Genomic DNA, 18,971 nt, shown 5'->3' on the forward strand with positions numbered 1-18,971 from the left:
TGCAAAACTATGCAGAATGAAGATGGACGCAGCGTTAACGCGCAAGTCAGGGGTGTGCGCCAAAGGTCGCAGGAAAGGCGAGCTATCTCAGGGATTTGGTGCAATTCTATCGGTTCTCGGCAAGTCGCCCAGGGGATTGTCCGGAATGCCCCAAACATCGGCGTGCACGCGGGCCGCCAAGCGCGTATTCACTGGCCGACGAACCTGCGGAGCTGCCTTTGGTCTACCGCCACACTATCGACGCCACGACCTACACCTTCCCGGACCTGCGCGACCTCCTCGCCAAGGCGACGCCGCCGCGCTCCGGCGACCGGCTGGCCGGCATTGCCGCAGGCAGCGCCGAGCAGATGATTGCCGCTCGGATGGCGCTGGCGGACGTTCCCTTAAGTCAATTCCTGAACGAGGCCGTCATCCCCTATGAGGCCGACGAGGTCACCCGTCTCGTCATCGACAGCCATGACGCCAGGGCGTTCGCCCCCGTGGCCTCGCGGACGGTCGGGGCCTTCCGCGATTGGCTGCTGTCGGACGCCGCCACGGCGGAGGCCTTGCGCAAGCTCGCGCCCGGCATCACGCCGGAGATGGCGGCCGCGGTGTCCAAGCTGATGCGCAACCAGGACCTGATCCTGGCGGCGCGGAAATGCGAGGTCGTCACCGCCTTCCGCAACACCATCGGCCTGAAGGGCCGGATGAGCACGCGGCTGCAGCCCAACCATCCCTTCGACGATGCCAGGGGCATCACCGCCTCGATCCTTGACGGCCTGCTGCTGGGGGCCGGCGATGCCTGCATCGGCATCAACCCGGCCAGCGACGATCCGGCCGTGATCGCGCAATTGCTGCGGCTCCTGGACGAGGTCATCGCGCGGCTGAAGATCCCGACCCAGGGCTGCGTGCTGACCCATGTCACCACGACGCTGGCGCTGATCGGGCAGGGCGTGCCGGTCGACCTCGTCTTTCAGTCTGTCGCCGGCACCGAGGCCGCCAATCGCAGCTTTGGCATCGACCTCTCTTTGCTGAAGGAGGCGCAGGAGGCCGGGCTGTCGCAGAAGCGCGGCACGGTCGGCGAGAACGTGATGTATTTCGAGACCGGGCAGGGCTCGGCGCTGTCGGCCAACGCCCATCACGGCGTCGACCAGCAGACCTGCGAGGCACGCGCCTATGCGGTGGCCCGTGCTTATGCGCCGCTGCTGGTCAACAGCGTGGTCGGCTTCATCGGCCCCGAATATCTCTATGATGGCAAGGAGATCATCCGGGCGGGGCTGGAGGATCATTTCTGCGGCAAGCTGCTCGGGCTGCCGCTCGGCATCGACATCTGCTACACCAACCATGCCGAGGCGGACCAGGACGACATGGACAATCTGCTGACGCTTCTTGCCGCTGCCGGCGTCACCTTCATCATGGGGGTGCCCGGCGCCGACGACGTCATGCTGAACTACCAGTCCACCTCGTTCCACGATGCGCTCTATGTCCGCGACGTCTTCGGCGCGGCCCGTGCGCCGGAGTTCGATGACTGGCTGGTCCAGACCGGAATTACGGGTGCCGACTTCCGGCTTGCCGGTGACGCAGGCCTTTTGCCCGATTTTGCCTCCCGGCTGATTGCGTGAAGCGAAATTGGCGCGAAAAACCCATCCGCCGGCGTGAACCGGGGAAACCATTGGCGCGTCTCACGAATTAGTTCGGTGCCACAATATTGAGGAATTCCGGTTGCAGCGTTACGCTATGTTTCTGGAGACCTCGTCAGTACCGTTCCTAGAACGTGGTTGGGGGAAGTTCGATGCGCGCTGAAAGCAACGGAACGAGCCGGCATATTCTCTGTGTCTTCCCGCGTTACACGTCGTCCTTCGGCACCTTCGAGCACGCCTATCCGCTGACCGACGGCGTCCGCGCCTTCATGCCGCCGCAGGGCCTGTTGCTGCTCGCGGCCTATCTGCCGAAGGAGTGGCAGGTCAAATTCGTCGACGAGAATCTTCGCCGTGCGACGAAGGAAGAGTTCGAATGGGCGGAGGCCGTCTTCGTCAGCGGCATGCACATCCAGCGCCAGCAGATGAACGACATCTGTCATCGCGCGCATGACTTCGATCTTCCGGTAGCGCTCGGTGGGCCCTCGGTCAGTGCGTGCCCGGATTATTATCCGTCGTTCGACTATCTCCATGTCGGCGAGCTCGGCGACGCCACCAATCAGCTGGTCGAAATTTTGGCGCGCGACACCTCGCGTCCCGAGCAGCAGGTCGTGCTGAACACTAAGGATCGCATTCCGATGACGGAGTTTCCGATCCCGGCCTATGAGCTCGCCGATGTGAAACGGTATTTCCTCGGCAGCATCCAGTATTCCAGCGGCTGTCCCTATGAGTGCGAGTTCTGCGACATCCCCGGCCTCTACGGCCGCAACCCGCGCCTCAAATCGCCGGAGCAGATCATCGCCGAGCTCGACCGCCTGCGCGAATGCGGCATGACCGACACGGTCTATTTCGTCGACGACAATTTCATCGGCAACCGCAAAGCGGCGATGGACCTGTTGCCGCATCTGATCGAGTGGCAGAAGAAGACCGGTTACGTCGTGCGGCTCGCCTGCGAGGCGACGCTCAACATCGCCAAGCGCCCCGAGATCCTCAAGAAGATGCGCGAGGCCTATTTCATTACGATCTTCTGCGGCATCGAGACGCCGGACCCGGACGCGCTGAAGGCGATGCACAAGGACCACAACATGATGGTCCCGATCCTCGAGGGCGTGCGCACCATCAATTCCTACGGCATGGAGGTGGTGTCCGGCATCATCATGGGGCTCGACACCGATAAGCCGAACACGGCGGAGGCACTGCTTGCCTTCGTCGATGAGTCCAAGATTCCGCTGCTCACGATCAACCTGCTTCAGGCCCTGCCGAAGACGCCGCTTTGGGATCGGTTGGAGAAGGAAGGGCGCCTGGTCGATGACGACGGCCGCGATTCCAACGTCAACTTCCTGCTGCCTTATGACGAGGTCGTCGCATCCTGGAAGCACGCCATGAGCGTCGCCTACGAGCCCGAGAAGGTCTATGCGCGCTTCCAGTATCAATGCGACGAGGTTTATCCCCATCGCCTGAAGATGCCGGTGCCCGACGAGATGAAGACCTGGGCCAACATCCGGCGCGGCCTCGTCATGATGCGCAACATCTTCTGGAAGGTCGGCGTGCTCGGCGACTACAGGCGCGTGTTCTGGAAATTCGCGCTCGGGCGGATCCGCCGCGGTGACATGGAAGGCCTGATCGGCTGCACCATGATCGCGCATCACCTCATTACCTTTGCGCGGGCTGCCACGAGCGGCAGGCAGAACGCGTCGAACTATTCGATCCGGCTGCGCGAAGCGTCCGTTCCTGCCGAATGAGCGACAAGCCCGTTCCGGCGCGCCCGACCGTCGACCTGAGGTCGTTCACGCCCGCGCGCGTCGCGCTCGGGCGTAGTGGCGCGAGCCTGCCGACCAAACCGCTGCTTGATTTCACGCTGGCGCATGCCCGCGCCCGCGATGCCGTGCACGCCGCCTTCGACGCGCCGGGTCTGGTTGCCGGGGTGAGGGCGCTCGGCCTTGGCGCCATGGAGGTCACGAGCCGGGCCGCCGATCGCAGGGATTATCTGCGCCGGCCGGATCTCGGACGGCAGCTCGACGCCGGCTCCGCCGCGGCACTGGCGGATGGTGCCACCGCGCCGTGCCAGCTTGCGATCGTTATCGGCGACGGATTGTCGGCGGCGGCGGTTCATGCCCATGCCATCGCGCTGCTGCAAAGCCTGCTGCCGCTGCTCGGCGAGGGCGACGCTGTCGCGATCGGCCATGTCGTCGTCGCATCAGGCGCGCGGGTTGCGCTCGGCGACGAGATCGGGGCCATTCTCGGCGCCCGCATGGTTTTGATGCTGATCGGCGAACGGCCGGGCCTGTCCGCGCCCGACAGCCTCGGGGCCTATCTGACCTTCGCGCCGAAACCGGGCCTGACCGACGCCGAGCGCAACTGTGTCTCGAACATCCACCACGCCGGGTTGAGCCATGACGAGGCAGCCTTCAAGATCGCCTGGCTCATCCGCGAGGGACTGGCGCGAGAAGTCACCGGCGTGGCGCTCAAGGACGAGAGCGGCGACCCCCCGGCTCGAATCGGGACGATCCCGCCGCAATGACCGATATCAAGGGTCGAAATCGCCGCATGTTGATCCAATTTGTGCGCTTGCACGCGCTTGCGAGAGGGCGTTTGGACCTGCTAAACCCGTCGCGGCGATTTCCCGCGCTTTTTCAAAGGGCAAGCCTCCCATTTGTATGGCGTTTTCAAGCCGTTATGCGGGGCGCATAAGCTCACTGACCGAACCGAATTAGGAACTGGACAAGGCATGCTCGAGAAGCACCGCGAGAATGAGGTTCATGTCGACAAGGTCGAGCAGGGGCCTACGTCCTCCATCGCCTTCGGGCTGGAGCGTATCGGGCTGATCGCAGTCCGCGCGCCGATCGTCTCCTGCATCATCCTGGTCGCGCTGATCGTCGGCGCAGTGTTCGGCATCTATCGGATCAAGATCGACGATTCGCTGTCCCAGCTGTTTCGCTCCAACACACCGGAATTCCGCCAGTATGAGGCGGTGACAAAGAAGTTCCCGGCCGAGGAATTTGACGTTCTCGTCGTGGTCGAGGGCAAGACCCTTCTGGCGCGGAACAACCTCGAGAAGCTGCGCGACTTCATCACTGACATGCAGCTGGTCGAAGGCACCCGCGGCCTGGTCTCGCTGTTCTCCGCGCGCCAGGCGCCGGCGCCGGGCAAGCTGCCGGCCGCGCTGTTCCCGGCCGAGCTGCCCGAGGGCGCGGCCTATGATCAGTTCATCGAGACCGTCAAAAACAACGAGATCATCCGCGGCAAGCTGCTGTCGGAGGACGGCACGCTCGCGCTGATCGTGCTGTCGCTCGATCCGGAAGTGGTCGCCTCCAACAAGCTCACCAAGACCGTCGGCGACATCCGCGCGCTGATGAAGGAGGATCTCGGCGACACCGGGCTGAGTGTGCAGCTCTCCGGCGTGCCGGTGATGCAGCTCGAGATCCGCAACGCGGTCGAGCGCGACGGCCTCACCTACAACATCCTCGGCATTCTCGCCGGCTGCGTCATCGCCATCATCTTCTTCCGCAAGATCTCGTTCATGGTGGTGGCGGCGTTCCCGCCGATGATCGCGATCCTGATCGCACTCGGCGCCCTCGGCTGGGCCAATTTCAACCTGAACATGTTCCTGAACGTGATGACGCCGCTCATCATGGTGATCTCGTTCTCGGACTCGATGCAGCTCACCTTCGCCGCACGCGACCGGCTGATCGCGGGCCAGGACAAGTTCACGGCGTTCAAGAACGCAGTGCTTGTGGTCGGCCCGGCCTGCGTGCTGACGCATGGCACCGCCGGCATTTCCTTCATCGCGCTTCAGTTCTCCGACTCCGACCTGATCCGCAAATTCGGCGAGGCGGGCCTCGCAGCGACCATCATCGCGCTGGTCACGGTGTTGTCGCTGGTGCCGGTGTTCGGCGTGCTGTTCGTGCGCAACGAGAAGCTCTTTGCGGTCAAGTTCCAGAGCGCGGATGCCGGCGTGCAGGCGCTGCGCAACTTCTGCTACTGGATCGCGGTGCGCATGGTCGGCCGGCCCGGCCTGTTCAGCCTGATCGCACTGGTGTTCGTCGCCAGCCTCGGCGTCGTCTACGCCAATCTTCAGCCGCGCTACCGGCTTGCAGACCAGGTGCCGGACAAGCGCCAGGCGGTGGCCGCCAGCAATAGGCTCGACGCCAAGCTGACCGGTGCCAATCCGGTCAATGTGCTGATCCAGTTCCCCAAGGGTGAGACGCTCTACTCGCCGGAGACGCTGCAAACCATCGCTGATGTCCACGCGACCGTGGAGAAGGCGGCCGGCGTCGGCAATGTCTGGTCGTTGGAGACGCTGCGCCGCTGGCTGGCCGAAAAGGCCGGCAGCGACGACGTCGCGACTCTGAAGGAATATGTCAACGTTATCCCCGAGCATCTGGTGCGACGGTTCATCGATGCCGAGCAGGATGCCGTGGTCGTAGCCGGCCGCGTGCCGGACAAGGACTCCAGCCAGCTCTTGCCGATCGTCGACAAGCTCGACTCCGAGCTCGACGCCGTCCGCAAGAAGCACCCCGGCTACGAGGTTGCCGTCACCGGTCTCGCCGCCATCGCCGCGCGCAATTCGGCCGGCATGATCGAGAAGCTGAACCGCGGCCTCACCGTGGAATTCGCGCTGGTCGCGATCTTCATCGGCCTCGCCTTCCGCTCATGGGTGGTGATGTTTGCCTGCATCCTGCCCGGCATCTTCCCGGTGGTGATGTCGGGAACGGTGCTGTGGGCAATGGGGGAGGGGCTGCAATTCGCCAGCGTCGTGGCGCTGACCGTCTCGTTCGGCCTGGGCCTGAGCGCCACCATCCACTTCCTCAATCGCCTGCGATTGGAGAGTAAGCCCGGTGTCGGTTCGGCGCTGGCGGTGGAACGTGCGACCGTGCTGGTCGGCCCGGCGCTGATCCTGACCACGGTGGTCCTGGCCAGTGGCCTCGTCGTCACCGTGTTCTCGGACCTGCCGTCGCTGCGGCTGTTCGGCTGGCTCAGCGCCTTCTCGATGGTGGCGGCGCTGGTGGCCGACCTCTTCATCCTGCGGCCGACGGCGATGTGGCTGATCAACCTGCACGCCAAGCTGCAGGGGCCGGACAAGCCCGCGATCTGAACGGGGTCATCACGCGGCCACCGAATCGCAGCACTCTGGCTGCTATTCGGAGGCTCCATGCCGGATGTGCGACACGATAGCTCCATCACGGAGTTTCAGCAGAAGCGAGGCGGCGACTCGGCCGCCTTCTTTGTACCCTTTCTGACGCCGGATATGACCCTACTCGACGTCGGTTGCGGTCCGGGGACCATCACGGCGGCGCTTGCCGGGATTGTCGGCATGGCGATCGGCGTCGATATCGAGTCGAACGCAATCGCGACCGCTCTTCGGCTTGCAACAGGGGCCGGCCTCGCCAATCTCGCTTTTGTCGAAGCCGATATGACCGCGCTTCCGTTCGAGGACGAGACGTTCGACGCGGTGTTCTTTCACGCGGTGCTCTACCATCAGAGCGAGGCGACGCTGACGCGAGCGCTGGCGGAGGCGCGGCGGGTGCTGAAGCCGGGCGGGTTGCTGGGCACGCGCGATGCCGATGTCGGCGGCAACATTCTTCATCCCGAGCTCGACGGCGTGCGCCTCGCGCTCGATCTCTGGCAGCGCTGGTATGAGCACGACGATCCCAAGGCGCTCCGCTTCGGACGCAGGCAGAGCTCGATCCTTCGCGCGCGCGGGTTCACGCCGGTCTGGGCCGGCGCGAGCTACGTCAACCACAGCGCCGATGCTGCAAGTCGCGCTGAGGCCGTTGCGGATGCGAGGCGGAGCCTGCTCGGCCTCGCGCCGCAGCTCCTGCGCAAGGCGCGCGCGACAGATGATGAAATTCAAGCCGCCCTTGCCGGATGGGATGCCTGGGGGCGCGATCCCGATGCGGTGTATTTCCGATGCCGATGCGAATGCGTCGCGCGCAAGGATTGATGCGGCGGTGCTCTGCTTACGCTCGATGCGGCGAGCAGCTGTCTGCGAAATCGGTCCATGTCAGTAAAAAACCCCCGGCTCGCGAAAACCGGGGGCGTGTCCTCTTGGAAGCCGGAAGGGCGGTCAGCCCTTCGTCATCGTGATGTTGACGCCGCGGATCTCACCCTTGGACGAGATCTGCACCGTTTGCTTGGAACCGTTGGTGCGCAGCGACAGATTAGCGGCGAAACCATTGGCCTCGACGAACACGTCGATCTGACCACCGCCGGCGGTGCCCTGCAAATTGCCGAAGATGTTGCGGTTGGACTCGCTCCAATTGCCGGAGATCCGCTCGCCCTGGCTGGTCACGTCGCTGGTGAGGTCGAACTTGTAGCTGTCGGAGGCGCAGTGCAGGGCCTGCTTGAGGCTGAGGCCGGTGCCGGCAACCTTGTAGTCCGCCTTGCAGCGGATGCGCTCGGTCGAGCCGTCGGACAGCGACACCGTGCCGGTGCCGGTCCACGCTCCGTCGAAGCCGGCGAACGGCCCGGACGACTGAGCATGGCTTGCCGCAACTGAGAAGAGCAGCGCCGCACCAATGCCGGCCGCCTTGATCGCCAGTTCAGATCGCCCAAAGAATTTCATCATCAATATCCCGTTTTGGAACGACGCCTGTTCAGGAAAGGACGTCTCGCCACATCGAAAGTTTAGTGTTGCGAGCCCGTGTCAGGTTCAAGAGCCTGCGTCGGGTTCAAAGCCTAGCGGCCCACAATGTCAGGCTCGCGAAGCGGTCTTGCCAGGGGCTGACCCCCGGATTCTCTCTGTTTCCATGTATTTCTGGTCGAAATGCCGGTCGGACAGATGCAGCTCTGCAACAGGTATGCAGTAAAACGCGCCGTGCCCGAATTATGACGTAGTATCAACCTCTTACATCTGTCAATGAAGACCGAGAGAAGACCTGATTTGGCAGATGCGGCGCCAATTTGGCCGCATTTACCAGCGCTTGTGCCTTCTCCGGTGCCGCACTTGTCCCGCGGCAACTTGCCATCAGAACAATCCGTTCCCGTCGTCCGCCCTGTGCTGTCCGGGATTGGTGCGATTCTGCCGTCAGAATGAAGGAATACAATGCGTAAGCTTCTCGTCGCTCTCACCCTGCTGTCGACAACCCTTTCGACGGCGGCTTTCGCCCAGGCAGGACGCGGCACGGACGCCGAGCAGAAGGCCTGCACGCGCGATGTGCAGAAGTTCTGCCGTCCGGTCATCGACCAGGGCGATTTCACCGTCCTGGCCTGCCTCAAGGAGAACCGGGCCAAGATCTCGCAGGCCTGCGACCAGGTCCTGAAGAACCACAACCAGTAAGCTCGGCCACTGGCCTACAAAGGCGGCCGCGGGGCCGCCTTTTTCAGGCCGGATCCGGAAGGGCTGCCATCGAGAGACAGGATTGGTTTTGCGGCCGTATTCCCCTATATGGGGGCCGCGGCGGCGCCGGCACGAGCCCGCGCGAGCGCAAAAGCCCCTTCCTGTCCAAACGATTGTTGATCAGCCCTCGATGACCTCTGCGAGCGAATTGCGATCCGGCAAGGGTGACCGCGACGAGAATTTTCCCGTCGCGTCCTGGATCATTCATCCGCGTCATCGCGCGCTGATCCTGGCGTATTACAATTTCGTCCGCACGGCCGACGACATCGCCGATCATGCGACCCTGCCGGCGGACGAAAAGCTTCGCTATCTCGACCTGTTCGAGGCGGAACTGCTCGGCAAGGGCGACACCCAGGCCGAAGCCGTCGTGCTGCGGCGCGCGCTGGCCGAGCGGGGCATGGCGCCGCGCCACGCGCTGGACGTGCTGATCGCGTTCCGCATGGACGTGACCAAGCTGCGCTACGAGAACTGGGACGAGGTCATCCACTATTGCCGCTATTCGGCGATGCCGGTCGGCCGCTTCATGCTCGACGTCCATGGCGAGAGCACCTCGACCTGGGCGGCATCGGATGCGCTCTGCGCGGGCCTGCAGATCAACAACCATCTCCAGGATTGCGGCAAGGATTTCCGCGAGCTCAATCGCGTCTATCTGCCGCGCGATGCACTGGCCGCAAGCGGCGCCTCGGTCGAGCAGCTTGGACTTGCGCAGTCGCCGCCGGCGATGCTGGCCTGCCTCCAGGGGCTCGCGGTGCGCAACGAAGCGCTGCTCAAAGAGGGCAGGTCGCTGAGCGCGGAGATCAGGGATGTCCGCCTTGGCGTCGACGTTGCGGTCATCCAGGCCTACGCCGACCGCATCGTTCGCCTGCTGAAGGTGCGCGATCCCCTGCGCGAGCGCGTGCATCTGAACAAGTTTGAACTGCTCATTTTCAGCCTCGCCGGCATGATCGGCGAAGTCGGCCGCCGTGCGATCGGCCGCAAGGCCATCTCGAATCCGGGGGCTGCCCATGACGCTTGAGGCGACCGCGCCCAGCGCCAATTATGGCTCGTCCGCATCGAACAGCTCCTTCTATGCTGCGATGCGCATCCTGCCGCGCGACCAGCGCGAGGCGATGTTCCAGATCTACAGCTTCTGTCGCCAGGTCGACGACATCGCCGATTCCGACGGCCCGCGCGACGAGCGACTCGCCGCGCTCCAGGAATGGCGCAACGATATCGACGCGCTCTACCAGGGCAATCCGCCGCCGCGGCTGAAGGACTACGTCACCTCGGTGAAGACCTTCGGGCTGAAGCGCGAGGATTTTCTTGCCATTGTCGACGGCATGGAAATGGACGTGCCGCAGGACGTCCGCGCACCCGACATGGCAACGCTGGACTTGTATTGTGATCGTGTTGCGAGCGCCGTCGGGAGGCTGTCGGTGCGGGTGTTCGGCCTGCCGGAAGAGGACGGCATCCTGCTTGCGTACCACCTCGGCCGCGCGCTGCAGCTCACCAATATTCTGCGCGACATCGACGAGGATGCAACGCTCGGCCGGCTCTATCTGCCGCGCGAGGCGCTGCTGCATGCCGGCATCACCTCCAACGATCCGAACCGCGTGATCGCCGAGCGCGCGTTGCCGAAAGCCTGCCTGCCGCTGACGCAGCGCGCGAAGGTGCATTTCGAGAAGTCGGACGAGATCATGAACCGCAACAGGCGCCGCGCGGTGCGCGCGCCGCGGATCATGTCGAAGTACTATCACGCCATTCTGGACCTCCTGATCGCGCGCGGCTTCAACGCGCCGCGCGAGCCGGTGCGTGTGTCGAAGGTCACACGCTTCGCGATCCTGTTCCGCTACGCTTTCATCTGATGCAAAACACAGCTCACATCATCGGCGCTGGAATTTCCGGCCTCTCCGCCGCTGTGCGGCTCGCCAATGCCGGCTTCAAGGTCGCCGTGCACGAGGCGACGCACCAGGCCGGCGGCCGCTGCCGCTCTTATTTCGACGGCGCCACCAATCTCACCATCGACAACGGCAATCATCTGCTGCTGTCGGGCAACAGCCACGCGCGCGCCTATGCGCGCTCGATCGGCACCGAGGCGGGCCTGGTCGGTCCTGAGACCGCGCAGTTTCCCTTCGTCGACATCAAGACCGGACAGCGCTGGCAGATCGATCTCGGCGCCGGCCGGTTGCCGACCTGGGTGCTCGACGAAAGCCGCCGCGTGCCAGACACCGGGCTCACCGATTACCTCAAGCTGGCACCGCTGATCTGGGCCTCGGAACAGACGCTGGTCGGCAAGTCCATTCCCTGCGAAGGCATTCTCTATCAGCGCCTGGTACAGCCGTTGCTGCTCGCGGCGCTCAATGTCGATCCGCCCGAGGGTTCGGCCGGGCTTGCCGGCGCAATCGTGCGCGAGACGCTGCTGGCGGGCGGGCAGGCCTGCCGTCCACTGATCGCGCGCGACGGCCTCAGCGCCGTGCTGATCGAGCCTGCCGTGAAATTCCTGGCGGAGCGCGGCCACTCCGTTCAGCTCGGCCATGAGCTGCGCTCCTTCGTCACCAGTGACGGCAAGGTCAGTGCGCTGAATTTCGGCGGCGAGGATGTGGTCCAGCTTGCTGCGGGCGATGTGATCGTGATGGCGGTGCCGCCGCGCTCTGCCGCGAGCCTGCTGCCCGGGCTGAAGACGCCGACCGAATTCCGCGCCATCGTGAACGCGCATTTCCGCATTGAGCCGCCGCCCGGTTCGGCGCCGATCCTCGGCGTGATCGGCGGCGTCGTGGAATGGCTGTTTGCGTTCCCGAACCGGCTCTCCGTCACCATCAGCAATGGCGACCGCCTCGTCGACATGCCGCGCGAGGAACTCGCGCAGGCGATCTGGAACGATGTCTGCGAGGCCGGCGGCGTGTCCGGCGAACTGCCTCCTTGGCAGATCGTACGCGAGCGCCGTGCCACATTTGCGGCCACGCCGGCACAGAATGCCCTGCGTCCGGGGCCGGTCACCGCGCTGAAAAACCTGTTCCTCGCCGGCGACTGGACTGCTACGGGATTGCCGGCAACGATCGAGGGATCGGTCCGGTCCGGTGATCGCGCCGCCGATCTGGTTTTGGCCGCAAAGCGGCCCTGACGGGCAATGTCTCCGTCACCTTCAATCGACACTCGGAGCAATCGAGCCACATGGATTCCGTGAACGCGACCAGCGGCGAAGCTTTGGAATTGAGCATTGCATCGGCCACGCAAGGCGTGCTCGGCTTTCAGCAACCCGACGGCCATTGGGTCTTCGAGCTTGAGGCCGACTGCACGATCCCGGCCGAATACGTCCTGCTGCGCCATTACCTCGCAGAGCCCGTCGACACCGCGCTCGAAGCCAAGATCGGCAACTATCTGCGCCGCGTCCAGGGCGCCCATGGCGGCTGGCCGCTGGTGCATGACGGCGAGTTCGACATGAGCGCCAGCGTGAAGGCCTATTTCGCGCTGAAGATGATCGGCGATTCCGTCGATGCACCGCATATGGTTCGCGCGCGCGAGGCGATGCACGCCCGCGGCGGCGCCATTCACAGCAACGTCTTCACGCGCTTCATGCTCGCGATGTTCGGCGTCATGACCTGGCGCGCGGTGCCGGTGCTTCCGATCGAAATCATGCTGCTGCCGTTCTGGTCGCCGTTCCACATCAACAAGATCTCCTATTGGGCGCGCACCACCATGGTGCCGTTGATGGTGCTCGCCGCGCTCAAGCCGCGCGCGAAGAATCCGAAGGGCGTCGGCATCGACGAGCTGTTTCTCCAGGATCCACGCTCGATCGGCATGACCGCCAAGGCGCCGCACCAAAGCATGGCCTGGTTTCTGCTGTTCCGCGCGCTCGACGGCATCTTGCGCGTGGTCGAGCCGATGTTTCCGAAGAGCCTGCGCCAGCGTGCGATCGACGCCGCGCTCGTTTTCACGGAGGAGCGGCTCAACGGCGAGGACGGCATGGGCGCAATCTATCCGCCGATGGCCAACATCGTCATGATGTACGACGCGCTCGGCAAGGACGAGAATTATCCGCCGCGCGCCACCACGCGCCGCGGTCTCGACAAGCTGCTCGTGATCAAAGACGACGAGGCCTATTGCCAGCCCTGCGTCTCGCCGATCTGGGACACCACGCTGACCGCCCACGCGCTGCTTGAAGCCGGCGGTGACAAGGCGGTGCCTGCTGCGAAGCAGGGCCTCGACTGGCTGATCCCGAAGCAGGAGCTCGAGGTGAAGGGCGACTGGGCGGTGAAGCGGCCCGACGTGCGTCCGGGCGGCTGGGCGTTCCAGTACAACAATGCCCATTACCCCGATCTTGACGACACCGCCGTGGTGGTGATGTCGATGGACCGCATGCGCCGCGAGCATGGCGCGACTGGCTATGACGCTGCGATCGATCGCGGCCGGGAATGGATCGAGGGCATGCAGAGCGACGATGGCGGGTGGGCTGCCTTCGACGTCAACAACCTCGAATACTATCTGAACAACATCCCGTTCTCCGACCATGGCGCGCTGCTCGACCCGCCGACCGAGGACGTCACGGCGCGCTGCATCTCGATGCTGGCCCAGCTCGGCGAGACCGCGAAGACCAGCAAGCACGTCGCCGACGGCGTGGCCTATCTGCGCAAGACCCAGCACCCGGAAGGCTCCTGGTACGGCCGCTGGGGCATGAACTTCATCTACGGAACCTGGTCGGTGCTCTGCGCCCTCAACATGGCCGGCGTTCCCCACACCGATCCCATGATGCGCAAGGCGGCCGGCTGGCTGGCCTCGATCCAGAACCAGGACGGCGGCTGGGGCGAGGACGCCGTCAGCTACCGGCTGGACTACAAGGGCTGGGAACCGGCTCCCTCGACCGCCTCGCAAACGGCATGGGCCTTGCTTGCCCTGATGGCTGCTGGCGAGGTTGATCACCCGGCCGTCGCCCGCGGGGTGGAGTACCTGATTGCAACACAGAACGAAAAAGGACTGTGGGACGAGAGCCGCTACACCGCCACAGGCTTCCCCCGCGTGTTCTATCTGCGGTATCATGGTTATCCAAAGTTCTTCCCGCTGTGGGCGTTGGCGCGGTACCGGAACTTGCGGAGCACCAACAGCAGGGTGGTAGGGGTCGGGATGTGACTTTGGGGATGGGGGACTATGTTACCGCGGGGCAAGCTATTGACCCGCGCCCGATATTGATCGTGACCGGACTGGTTCAGGAGGCCCGCATTGCTGCCGGGCCCGGAATGGCGGTCATTTGCTCGTCGAGCAGCCCGACCCAGTTGCGCGCACTTCTGACGGTGGTGGATCCCGAGACCATTCGCGGCGTGATCTCGTTCGGCGTGGCCGGCGGGCTCGACCCGACGCTGCGCTCCGGCGACGTTGTGGTGGCGACCGAGGTGCTCGCGGGCGATACCCGCTGGGCCGCCGGCCTGTCGCTCAGCGACGACCTCATCGACAAGCTGACCTCCGGCCGCCGCCGGGTTGTGCGCGGTTCGCTTGCAGGCGCCGAGGAAGTGGTCACCGGCAGCACTTCGAAGGCGGCGCTGCATTCGGAGACCGGCGCCTCCGCCGTCGACATGGAAAGCCACATCGCGGCCGCCTACGCCGCCGAGGCCGGCTTGCCGTTCGCCGCGGTCCGCGTCATCAGCGATCCCGCCCACCGCGCGCTGCCGGCACTTGCGCGTGCCGCGATCAAGCCGAACGGCCAGATCGACCTCGTCGCCGTGCTCCGCGGCATCGTGCGCAATCCGGGCACGCTGCATGCGCTGGTCTCGACCGGCATCGACTTCAACCGCGCGCTTCGCTCGTTGCGCGGCTGCCGCGACTTCCTGATCGGCACCGAGCTGGTCGACAGCGAGGCGCTGGTGTCAGAGACGGCCTGAGCGGCGTCGTCGATCTGACAAAAGATGAAGACCCGGTCGCCATTGGCGATCGGCCTTTTTCGTTCGTGGTCGCTGTTTGGCGCTTGCGCGAAATGACAGTGCATTCAACCGACGTTGTCCGCTTTCCACGGAATGGCGCGGCGCTTACGTTATGCTCGACCCGGTCGCGCGCGGAGCCAGAAACCACGTGGAGAACGGCGGTTAAGTGCACTGTAATTCTCGACTAAGGTGGGAGGCCTTCGTCTCGCGCCATACACACTGAAAGCCATCAGGTCTCAGAGCGGATTAGTGTCCACGGGTCGGTTGATGCGATTGCCCAGTTGCATCAATATCGTGGTCAGTCGAACGAGCGGTGTCGGGGAATGGTCGATCCGGAATTTTTGTCGCAGCTGATCGGCGATATCTACGACGCAGCACTCGACTCCAGATTGTGGGTAGGAGTTCTCGAGCAGGCGACGCAATTCATCGGCGGTACTGCGGCCGGAATCTACTGGAAGGACATCACCGTTCAGGGTGAACTTCACTACGTTTACAATGTTGAGCCGTCCAGCGTGGACGCGTATTTCAACAAATATATCCGCTTCGATCCGAGTTTGACGGCTCAATTCTTTTTCAAGGTTGAGGAGATCTACAACACGACCAACGTTTTGCCTTATGACGAGTTCGTCGAGACGACTTTCTACAAGGAGTGGGTCAAGCCGAACGGGTGGGCCGATCATTTGGCCGCCACGCTCGACAAATCCGCAACGAGCTTCGCTCAGTTCGGAGTATTCCGAAACGAGCGCCAAGGGCTTGCCGACGACAAGATGCGGCAGCGCATGCATCTGCTGGTTCCTCACGTGCGCCGCGCGGTGTTGATCGGCAATGTCATCGACCTTCAAAAGGAAAAGGCCGGAAGTCTATCAGATGCGCTCAACCGGCTCGACGCCAGCGTTTTTCTGTTGGACAAACACTGTCATATTGCATTCTCCAACATAGCCGCGCAGGCGCTGCTCGACGATGCGACGATCTTGCGAACCGCCAACAATAATTTGATCGCCCTGGACCCACATGCGGCGCAGGTATTGCGCAATGTCGTCGCCGCCGCGAGCGGTGGCGATGGCGCTGTCGGCGCGGATGGTGTTGCCATTCCGCTGTCCAGTAAGGTTGGCCAGAATTGGGTTGCTGATATCCTGCCGCTGACGTCGGGGGCGCGCCGTCAAGCCGGGGGCCTTCACTCTGCGGTCGCTGCCGTCTTCGTCCGAAAGGTATCAATGTCGGCGCCTTATCCGACCGAAGTGGCGGCGCGACAATTCCAACTCACGCCGAGCGAAGTGCGGGTACTTGATGCGGTGCTGAAAGTAAGTGGAGTATCTGAAATAGCGGAGGTGCTTGGCATCAGCGAGGCCACCGTGAAAACTCATCTCCAAAATATCTTCGGAAAGACCGGCGTGCGCCGTCAGGCTGACTTGATCAAGCTTGTTGCGGCACATGCCAGGCCGTTTCCCGGGTAGGAGAGGACGAAACGTGGCGCTGCCACCAGTCGCGCTTTCCGAAGACGACGGCAGCATGAAGCTGGTGGATTGCACGCCGGCCTAAGCCGATGCCGCTTTCGAACGGAGCCAGCATGGCATAGTGGCACTGTTTTGCCCGACGATTTCGGCAGGGTTAAGGAAAGATTGAAACTTCGCGGCTAGAGTTGGGATGACGACGTCTCGACGAAGCATGCCCTTCCCGAAGCCATCCACGCCGGACCATTCATGCCGCATCTTATCGACATATCGATCCGCGTCCGGACTTTTGTCGCTTTTGGATTGGTCCTGCTTGTTACGATCGGTCTCGGCTCCTTCGCGCTCGTTCAAATAGCGGTCGTCGACCGGGCGGCAAACGACCTCGGCGGCAAGGCTATGCCCGCATTGTTCCAGAGCAGCGAGATGCTCAATGCGGTCATCAATTTTCGGCGGGAGGAAGCCAATCGTCTCCTGAGCGTGACGCCTGAGGATGGACGATACCGCGAAGGGCTGATGGACAAATACGCGATGAAGGCCGTCGACGTCAGGAAGACCTATCAACCCAATTCCGCCGAGGAAAAAACGGCGATCGCCCAGTTCGATTCGACCTGGCCGGAATACCAGAAATCCACAATCTCGGTCGTGGATGCGCTGAAGGCCGGGGACAACGCCGCGGCTCGCAAATACTACGTCGGTGAAAATAGAAACCAGTTTGACGCTCTCAACCTGACCCTTGCCAAGATCGTCGAGCTGAATGAACGGGCGGGACGCCAATCCTATGATCTGGTCAATGCCGCGACGGATCGGGCGCGCCTCGGCGTCATTGTTGCCCTGGTCGTGGCGACGTGCATCGCGCTTGCCGCCGGCATGGTGACGGTCCTGACCACGGCATCGCCGATCCGGCGGTTGACCGGCGTGATGGCGCAGTTGAGCGGCAACGATTTGCAGGTCACGATTCCGGATGCGGACCGGCGAGATGAGATCGGCGCGATGGCGCGCGCCGTCGGGATCTTCAAGAGCGGTCTCATCGAAGCCGACAGGCTGGCCGCGGTTCAAAGGGCGGACGAGGCGGAAAAGACCCGCAGGGTCGGCATGATCGATGCCCTGGTGTCCGACTTCGACGCACGCTCGTCCGACGCGCTGGCGAGCTTCGGAGCGGCGGCAACGCAGCTCGACTCGACGGCCCAGAGCATGTCGGCACTCGCAAAGGAGTCGGCCCAGCAGACCAACATTGCTGCCACGGCAGCGGCCTCGACGACGACCAATGTCCAAAGCGTGGAATCGGCTGCCGAAGCGATGGCGACCAGCATTGCCGACATCAATAGCCAGGTTGGATACGCCAAGGAGATTGCGGACCGCGCGTCCGACGACATCCGGCGAACCAGCACCACCGTTGTCGGCCTGACCCAGGCCACCCAGAAGATCGGGGAGATCGTCACGCTGATCCAGGCGATTGCCGCCCAGACCAATCTGCTGGCGTTGAACGCCACGATCGAAGCGGCCCGGGCCGGCGACGTCGGCAAGGGATTTGCCGTCGTGGCAGCAGAGGTGAAGGGGCTGGCCAACCAGACGGCGGAGGCGACGGACGAGATCGCGACGCAGATCGCCGCGGTTCAGAAGGTGTCCGGCGAAACCTCGTCGGCGATCCAGGGAATCGGCACGACCATCGAGGAGCTCAACGCGATCTCGACCCGCATCGCCGGCGCCATGGACCAGCAGGGCGCTTCGACCCACGACATCAGCCGCAACGTCAAGCAGGCAGCCGCAGGCACCCGGGAGATGGCCGACACCATGGTCCACGTGACCCGTGCCGCCGGCGAATCCGGCACGGCGTCCGCCCAGGTCTTGCAGGCGGCGTCAGATCTCTCGCGTCGCTCCAAATCCCTGCAATCGCAAGTCGCAACCTTTCTGACAGCGATCAAGACCGCCTGATTGCGCGTGAGCCGAACAAACGAAAGGCCCGGTCGCGATGGCGACCGGGCCTTAGCTCATGAGGGCTACTAAATTACTAAATTACAGTCCAGCACCGTCACCGTAATTCTGGTTCGTCCGAATGAGCCGTTCATCACGTTCACACCGCAGTGAGAAAGCCATGGCTACACAAGTTGATCTTCTGAGCCCGCCAATAAACTTCGCGGTGGTGCAATTGCCTGAGCGCAATTTCCCGGGTGTGGTCGTGCAGGGGGACACCTTGCACTCCCTGTTGCGGCAGGTGGAGCGGATGAAGCGGTCGCTTGATAAGGGAGACCTTGACGAGCTATCGGACGAGATCGAAGACGTCAGGGAGCAGCTATTCGGCGCTCAGGCGCACCTTGAACGAGTTTGCATGGAGCGAGGTATTAAACTGCCGTACTGATTTCTTGTCGTGATTTCGCAACGATTTCAGCTGGTCGCTAAAAATCTGCAACTGCAGTGATGGTGCTGGACTGCACCCCTGAAGTGAGTATGACCTGGTGGCAGCACGAGGAAACGAGCCTTGATTTTCCGACAGCTTGCAGTTTGCAGGTGATCAAGCGCGCCGCATGGTCGGCGGATGTTTGACGAAGCAAGCATGGAATGAGGATCGCTCGTCCATTGGATTTCGGGACAGCAGGGAGCCCGCCCGCCGCGACTGGCCGGAAGCGATTTCCGAAAGGGGCAGCATGGCATAGTGCCACTGTTTTGCCCGACCAGGCTG

General features: G+C 63.5%; 15 protein-coding genes. 14 read left to right on the top strand and 1 reads right to left on the bottom strand.

The window, feature by feature from the left end:
* Window positions 1-218: 218 nt before the first annotated feature.
* The 5 genes from FXB40_RS23055 to FXB40_RS23075 all read left to right on the top strand — a co-directional run bounded on the left by FXB40_RS23055 (window position 219) and on the right by FXB40_RS23075 (window position 7,560).
* Complete coding sequence (locus FXB40_RS23055) at window positions 219-1,601, top strand: ethanolamine ammonia-lyase subunit EutB (RefSeq protein ID WP_148774498.1); 1,383 nt, start codon at window positions 219-221, stop codon at window positions 1,599-1,601.
* Between the two features lie 170 nt (window positions 1,602-1,771).
* A complete protein-coding gene (locus tag FXB40_RS23060; RefSeq protein ID WP_148774499.1) occupies window positions 1,772-3,358 on the top strand; it encodes a B12-binding domain-containing radical SAM protein in 1,587 nt (528 codons plus the stop codon).
* Window positions 3,355-4,137, top strand: coding sequence for an ethanolamine ammonia-lyase subunit EutC (gene eutC, locus FXB40_RS23065; RefSeq protein ID WP_148774500.1), 783 nt, complete (start codon window positions 3,355-3,357; stop codon window positions 4,135-4,137). The genes FXB40_RS23060 and eutC overlap by 4 nt, the downstream gene beginning before the upstream one ends.
* Before the next feature lie 207 nt (window positions 4,138-4,344).
* Entirely contained in the window at window positions 4,345-6,711 is a 2,367-nt protein-coding gene (locus FXB40_RS23070) for an efflux RND transporter permease subunit (RefSeq protein WP_148774501.1), read from the top strand.
* A gap of 57 nt (window positions 6,712-6,768) precedes the next feature.
* The gene (locus tag FXB40_RS23075; RefSeq protein ID WP_148774502.1) at window positions 6,769-7,560 is read left to right on the top strand and encodes a class I SAM-dependent methyltransferase; all 792 of its coding nucleotides are present in this window, start codon (window positions 6,769-6,771) and stop codon (window positions 7,558-7,560) included.
* 123 nt (window positions 7,561-7,683) lie between these two features.
* Here FXB40_RS23075 and FXB40_RS23080 read toward each other — a convergent pair whose 3' ends face one another.
* Window positions 7,684-8,181: a hypothetical protein gene (locus FXB40_RS23080; protein WP_092229874.1), complete on the bottom strand. Its 498-nt coding sequence runs from the start codon at window positions 8,179-8,181 to the stop codon at window positions 7,684-7,686.
* Window positions 8,182-8,661: 480 nt separating this feature from the next.
* Here FXB40_RS23080 and FXB40_RS23090 point away from each other — a divergent pair, with 480 nt between their 5' ends.
* The 9 genes from FXB40_RS23090 (at window position 8,662) to FXB40_RS23130 (ending at window position 18,650) form a co-directional block, all read left to right on the top strand.
* Window positions 8,662-8,895 carry a hypothetical protein gene (locus tag FXB40_RS23090; protein WP_148774503.1) on the top strand — a complete coding sequence of 78 codons (234 nt, stop codon included), beginning with the start codon at window positions 8,662-8,664 and terminating at the stop codon, window positions 8,893-8,895.
* Window positions 8,896-9,085: 190 nt separating this feature from the next.
* On the top strand, window positions 9,086-9,970 hold the full coding sequence (gene hpnC, locus FXB40_RS23095) for a squalene synthase HpnC (protein ID WP_148774504.1): 885 nt from the start codon (window positions 9,086-9,088) through the stop codon (window positions 9,968-9,970).
* Window positions 9,960-10,799, top strand: a complete 840-nt coding sequence (hpnD, locus tag FXB40_RS23100) for a presqualene diphosphate synthase HpnD (protein ID WP_148774505.1) — start codon at window positions 9,960-9,962, stop codon at window positions 10,797-10,799. Before hpnC ends, hpnD begins: the two co-directional genes overlap by 11 nt.
* A complete protein-coding gene (hpnE, locus tag FXB40_RS23105) occupies window positions 10,799-12,055 on the top strand; it encodes a hydroxysqualene dehydroxylase HpnE (protein WP_148774506.1) in 1,257 nt (418 codons plus the stop codon). Before hpnD ends, hpnE begins: the two co-directional genes overlap by 1 nt.
* Before the next feature lie 50 nt (window positions 12,056-12,105).
* Window positions 12,106-14,058 carry a squalene--hopene cyclase gene (gene shc, locus FXB40_RS23110; RefSeq protein ID WP_148774507.1) on the top strand — a complete coding sequence of 651 codons (1,953 nt, stop codon included), beginning with the start codon at window positions 12,106-12,108 and terminating at the stop codon, window positions 14,056-14,058.
* The gene (locus FXB40_RS23115) at window positions 14,055-14,804 is read left to right on the top strand and encodes a phosphorylase (RefSeq protein WP_187437078.1); all 750 of its coding nucleotides are present in this window, start codon (window positions 14,055-14,057) and stop codon (window positions 14,802-14,804) included. Before shc ends, FXB40_RS23115 begins: the two co-directional genes overlap by 4 nt.
* A 362-nt stretch (window positions 14,805-15,166) precedes the next feature.
* A complete protein-coding gene (locus FXB40_RS23120; protein ID WP_148774509.1) occupies window positions 15,167-16,297 on the top strand; it encodes a helix-turn-helix transcriptional regulator in 1,131 nt (376 codons plus the stop codon).
* A 246-nt stretch (window positions 16,298-16,543) separates the two neighbouring features.
* Window positions 16,544-18,226: a methyl-accepting chemotaxis protein gene (locus FXB40_RS23125; RefSeq protein WP_148774510.1), complete on the top strand. Its 1,683-nt coding sequence runs from the start codon at window positions 16,544-16,546 to the stop codon at window positions 18,224-18,226.
* Window positions 18,227-18,386: 160 nt separating this feature from the next.
* Window positions 18,387-18,650: a DUF6959 family protein gene (locus FXB40_RS23130; protein WP_148774511.1), complete on the top strand. Its 264-nt coding sequence runs from the start codon at window positions 18,387-18,389 to the stop codon at window positions 18,648-18,650.
* Window positions 18,651-18,971 lie beyond the last annotated feature (321 nt).

It is taken from the genome of Bradyrhizobium rifense, from assembly GCF_008123425.1.
In the GTDB taxonomy this organism is placed as follows: Bacteria; Pseudomonadota; Alphaproteobacteria; order Rhizobiales; family Xanthobacteraceae; genus Bradyrhizobium; species Bradyrhizobium rifense.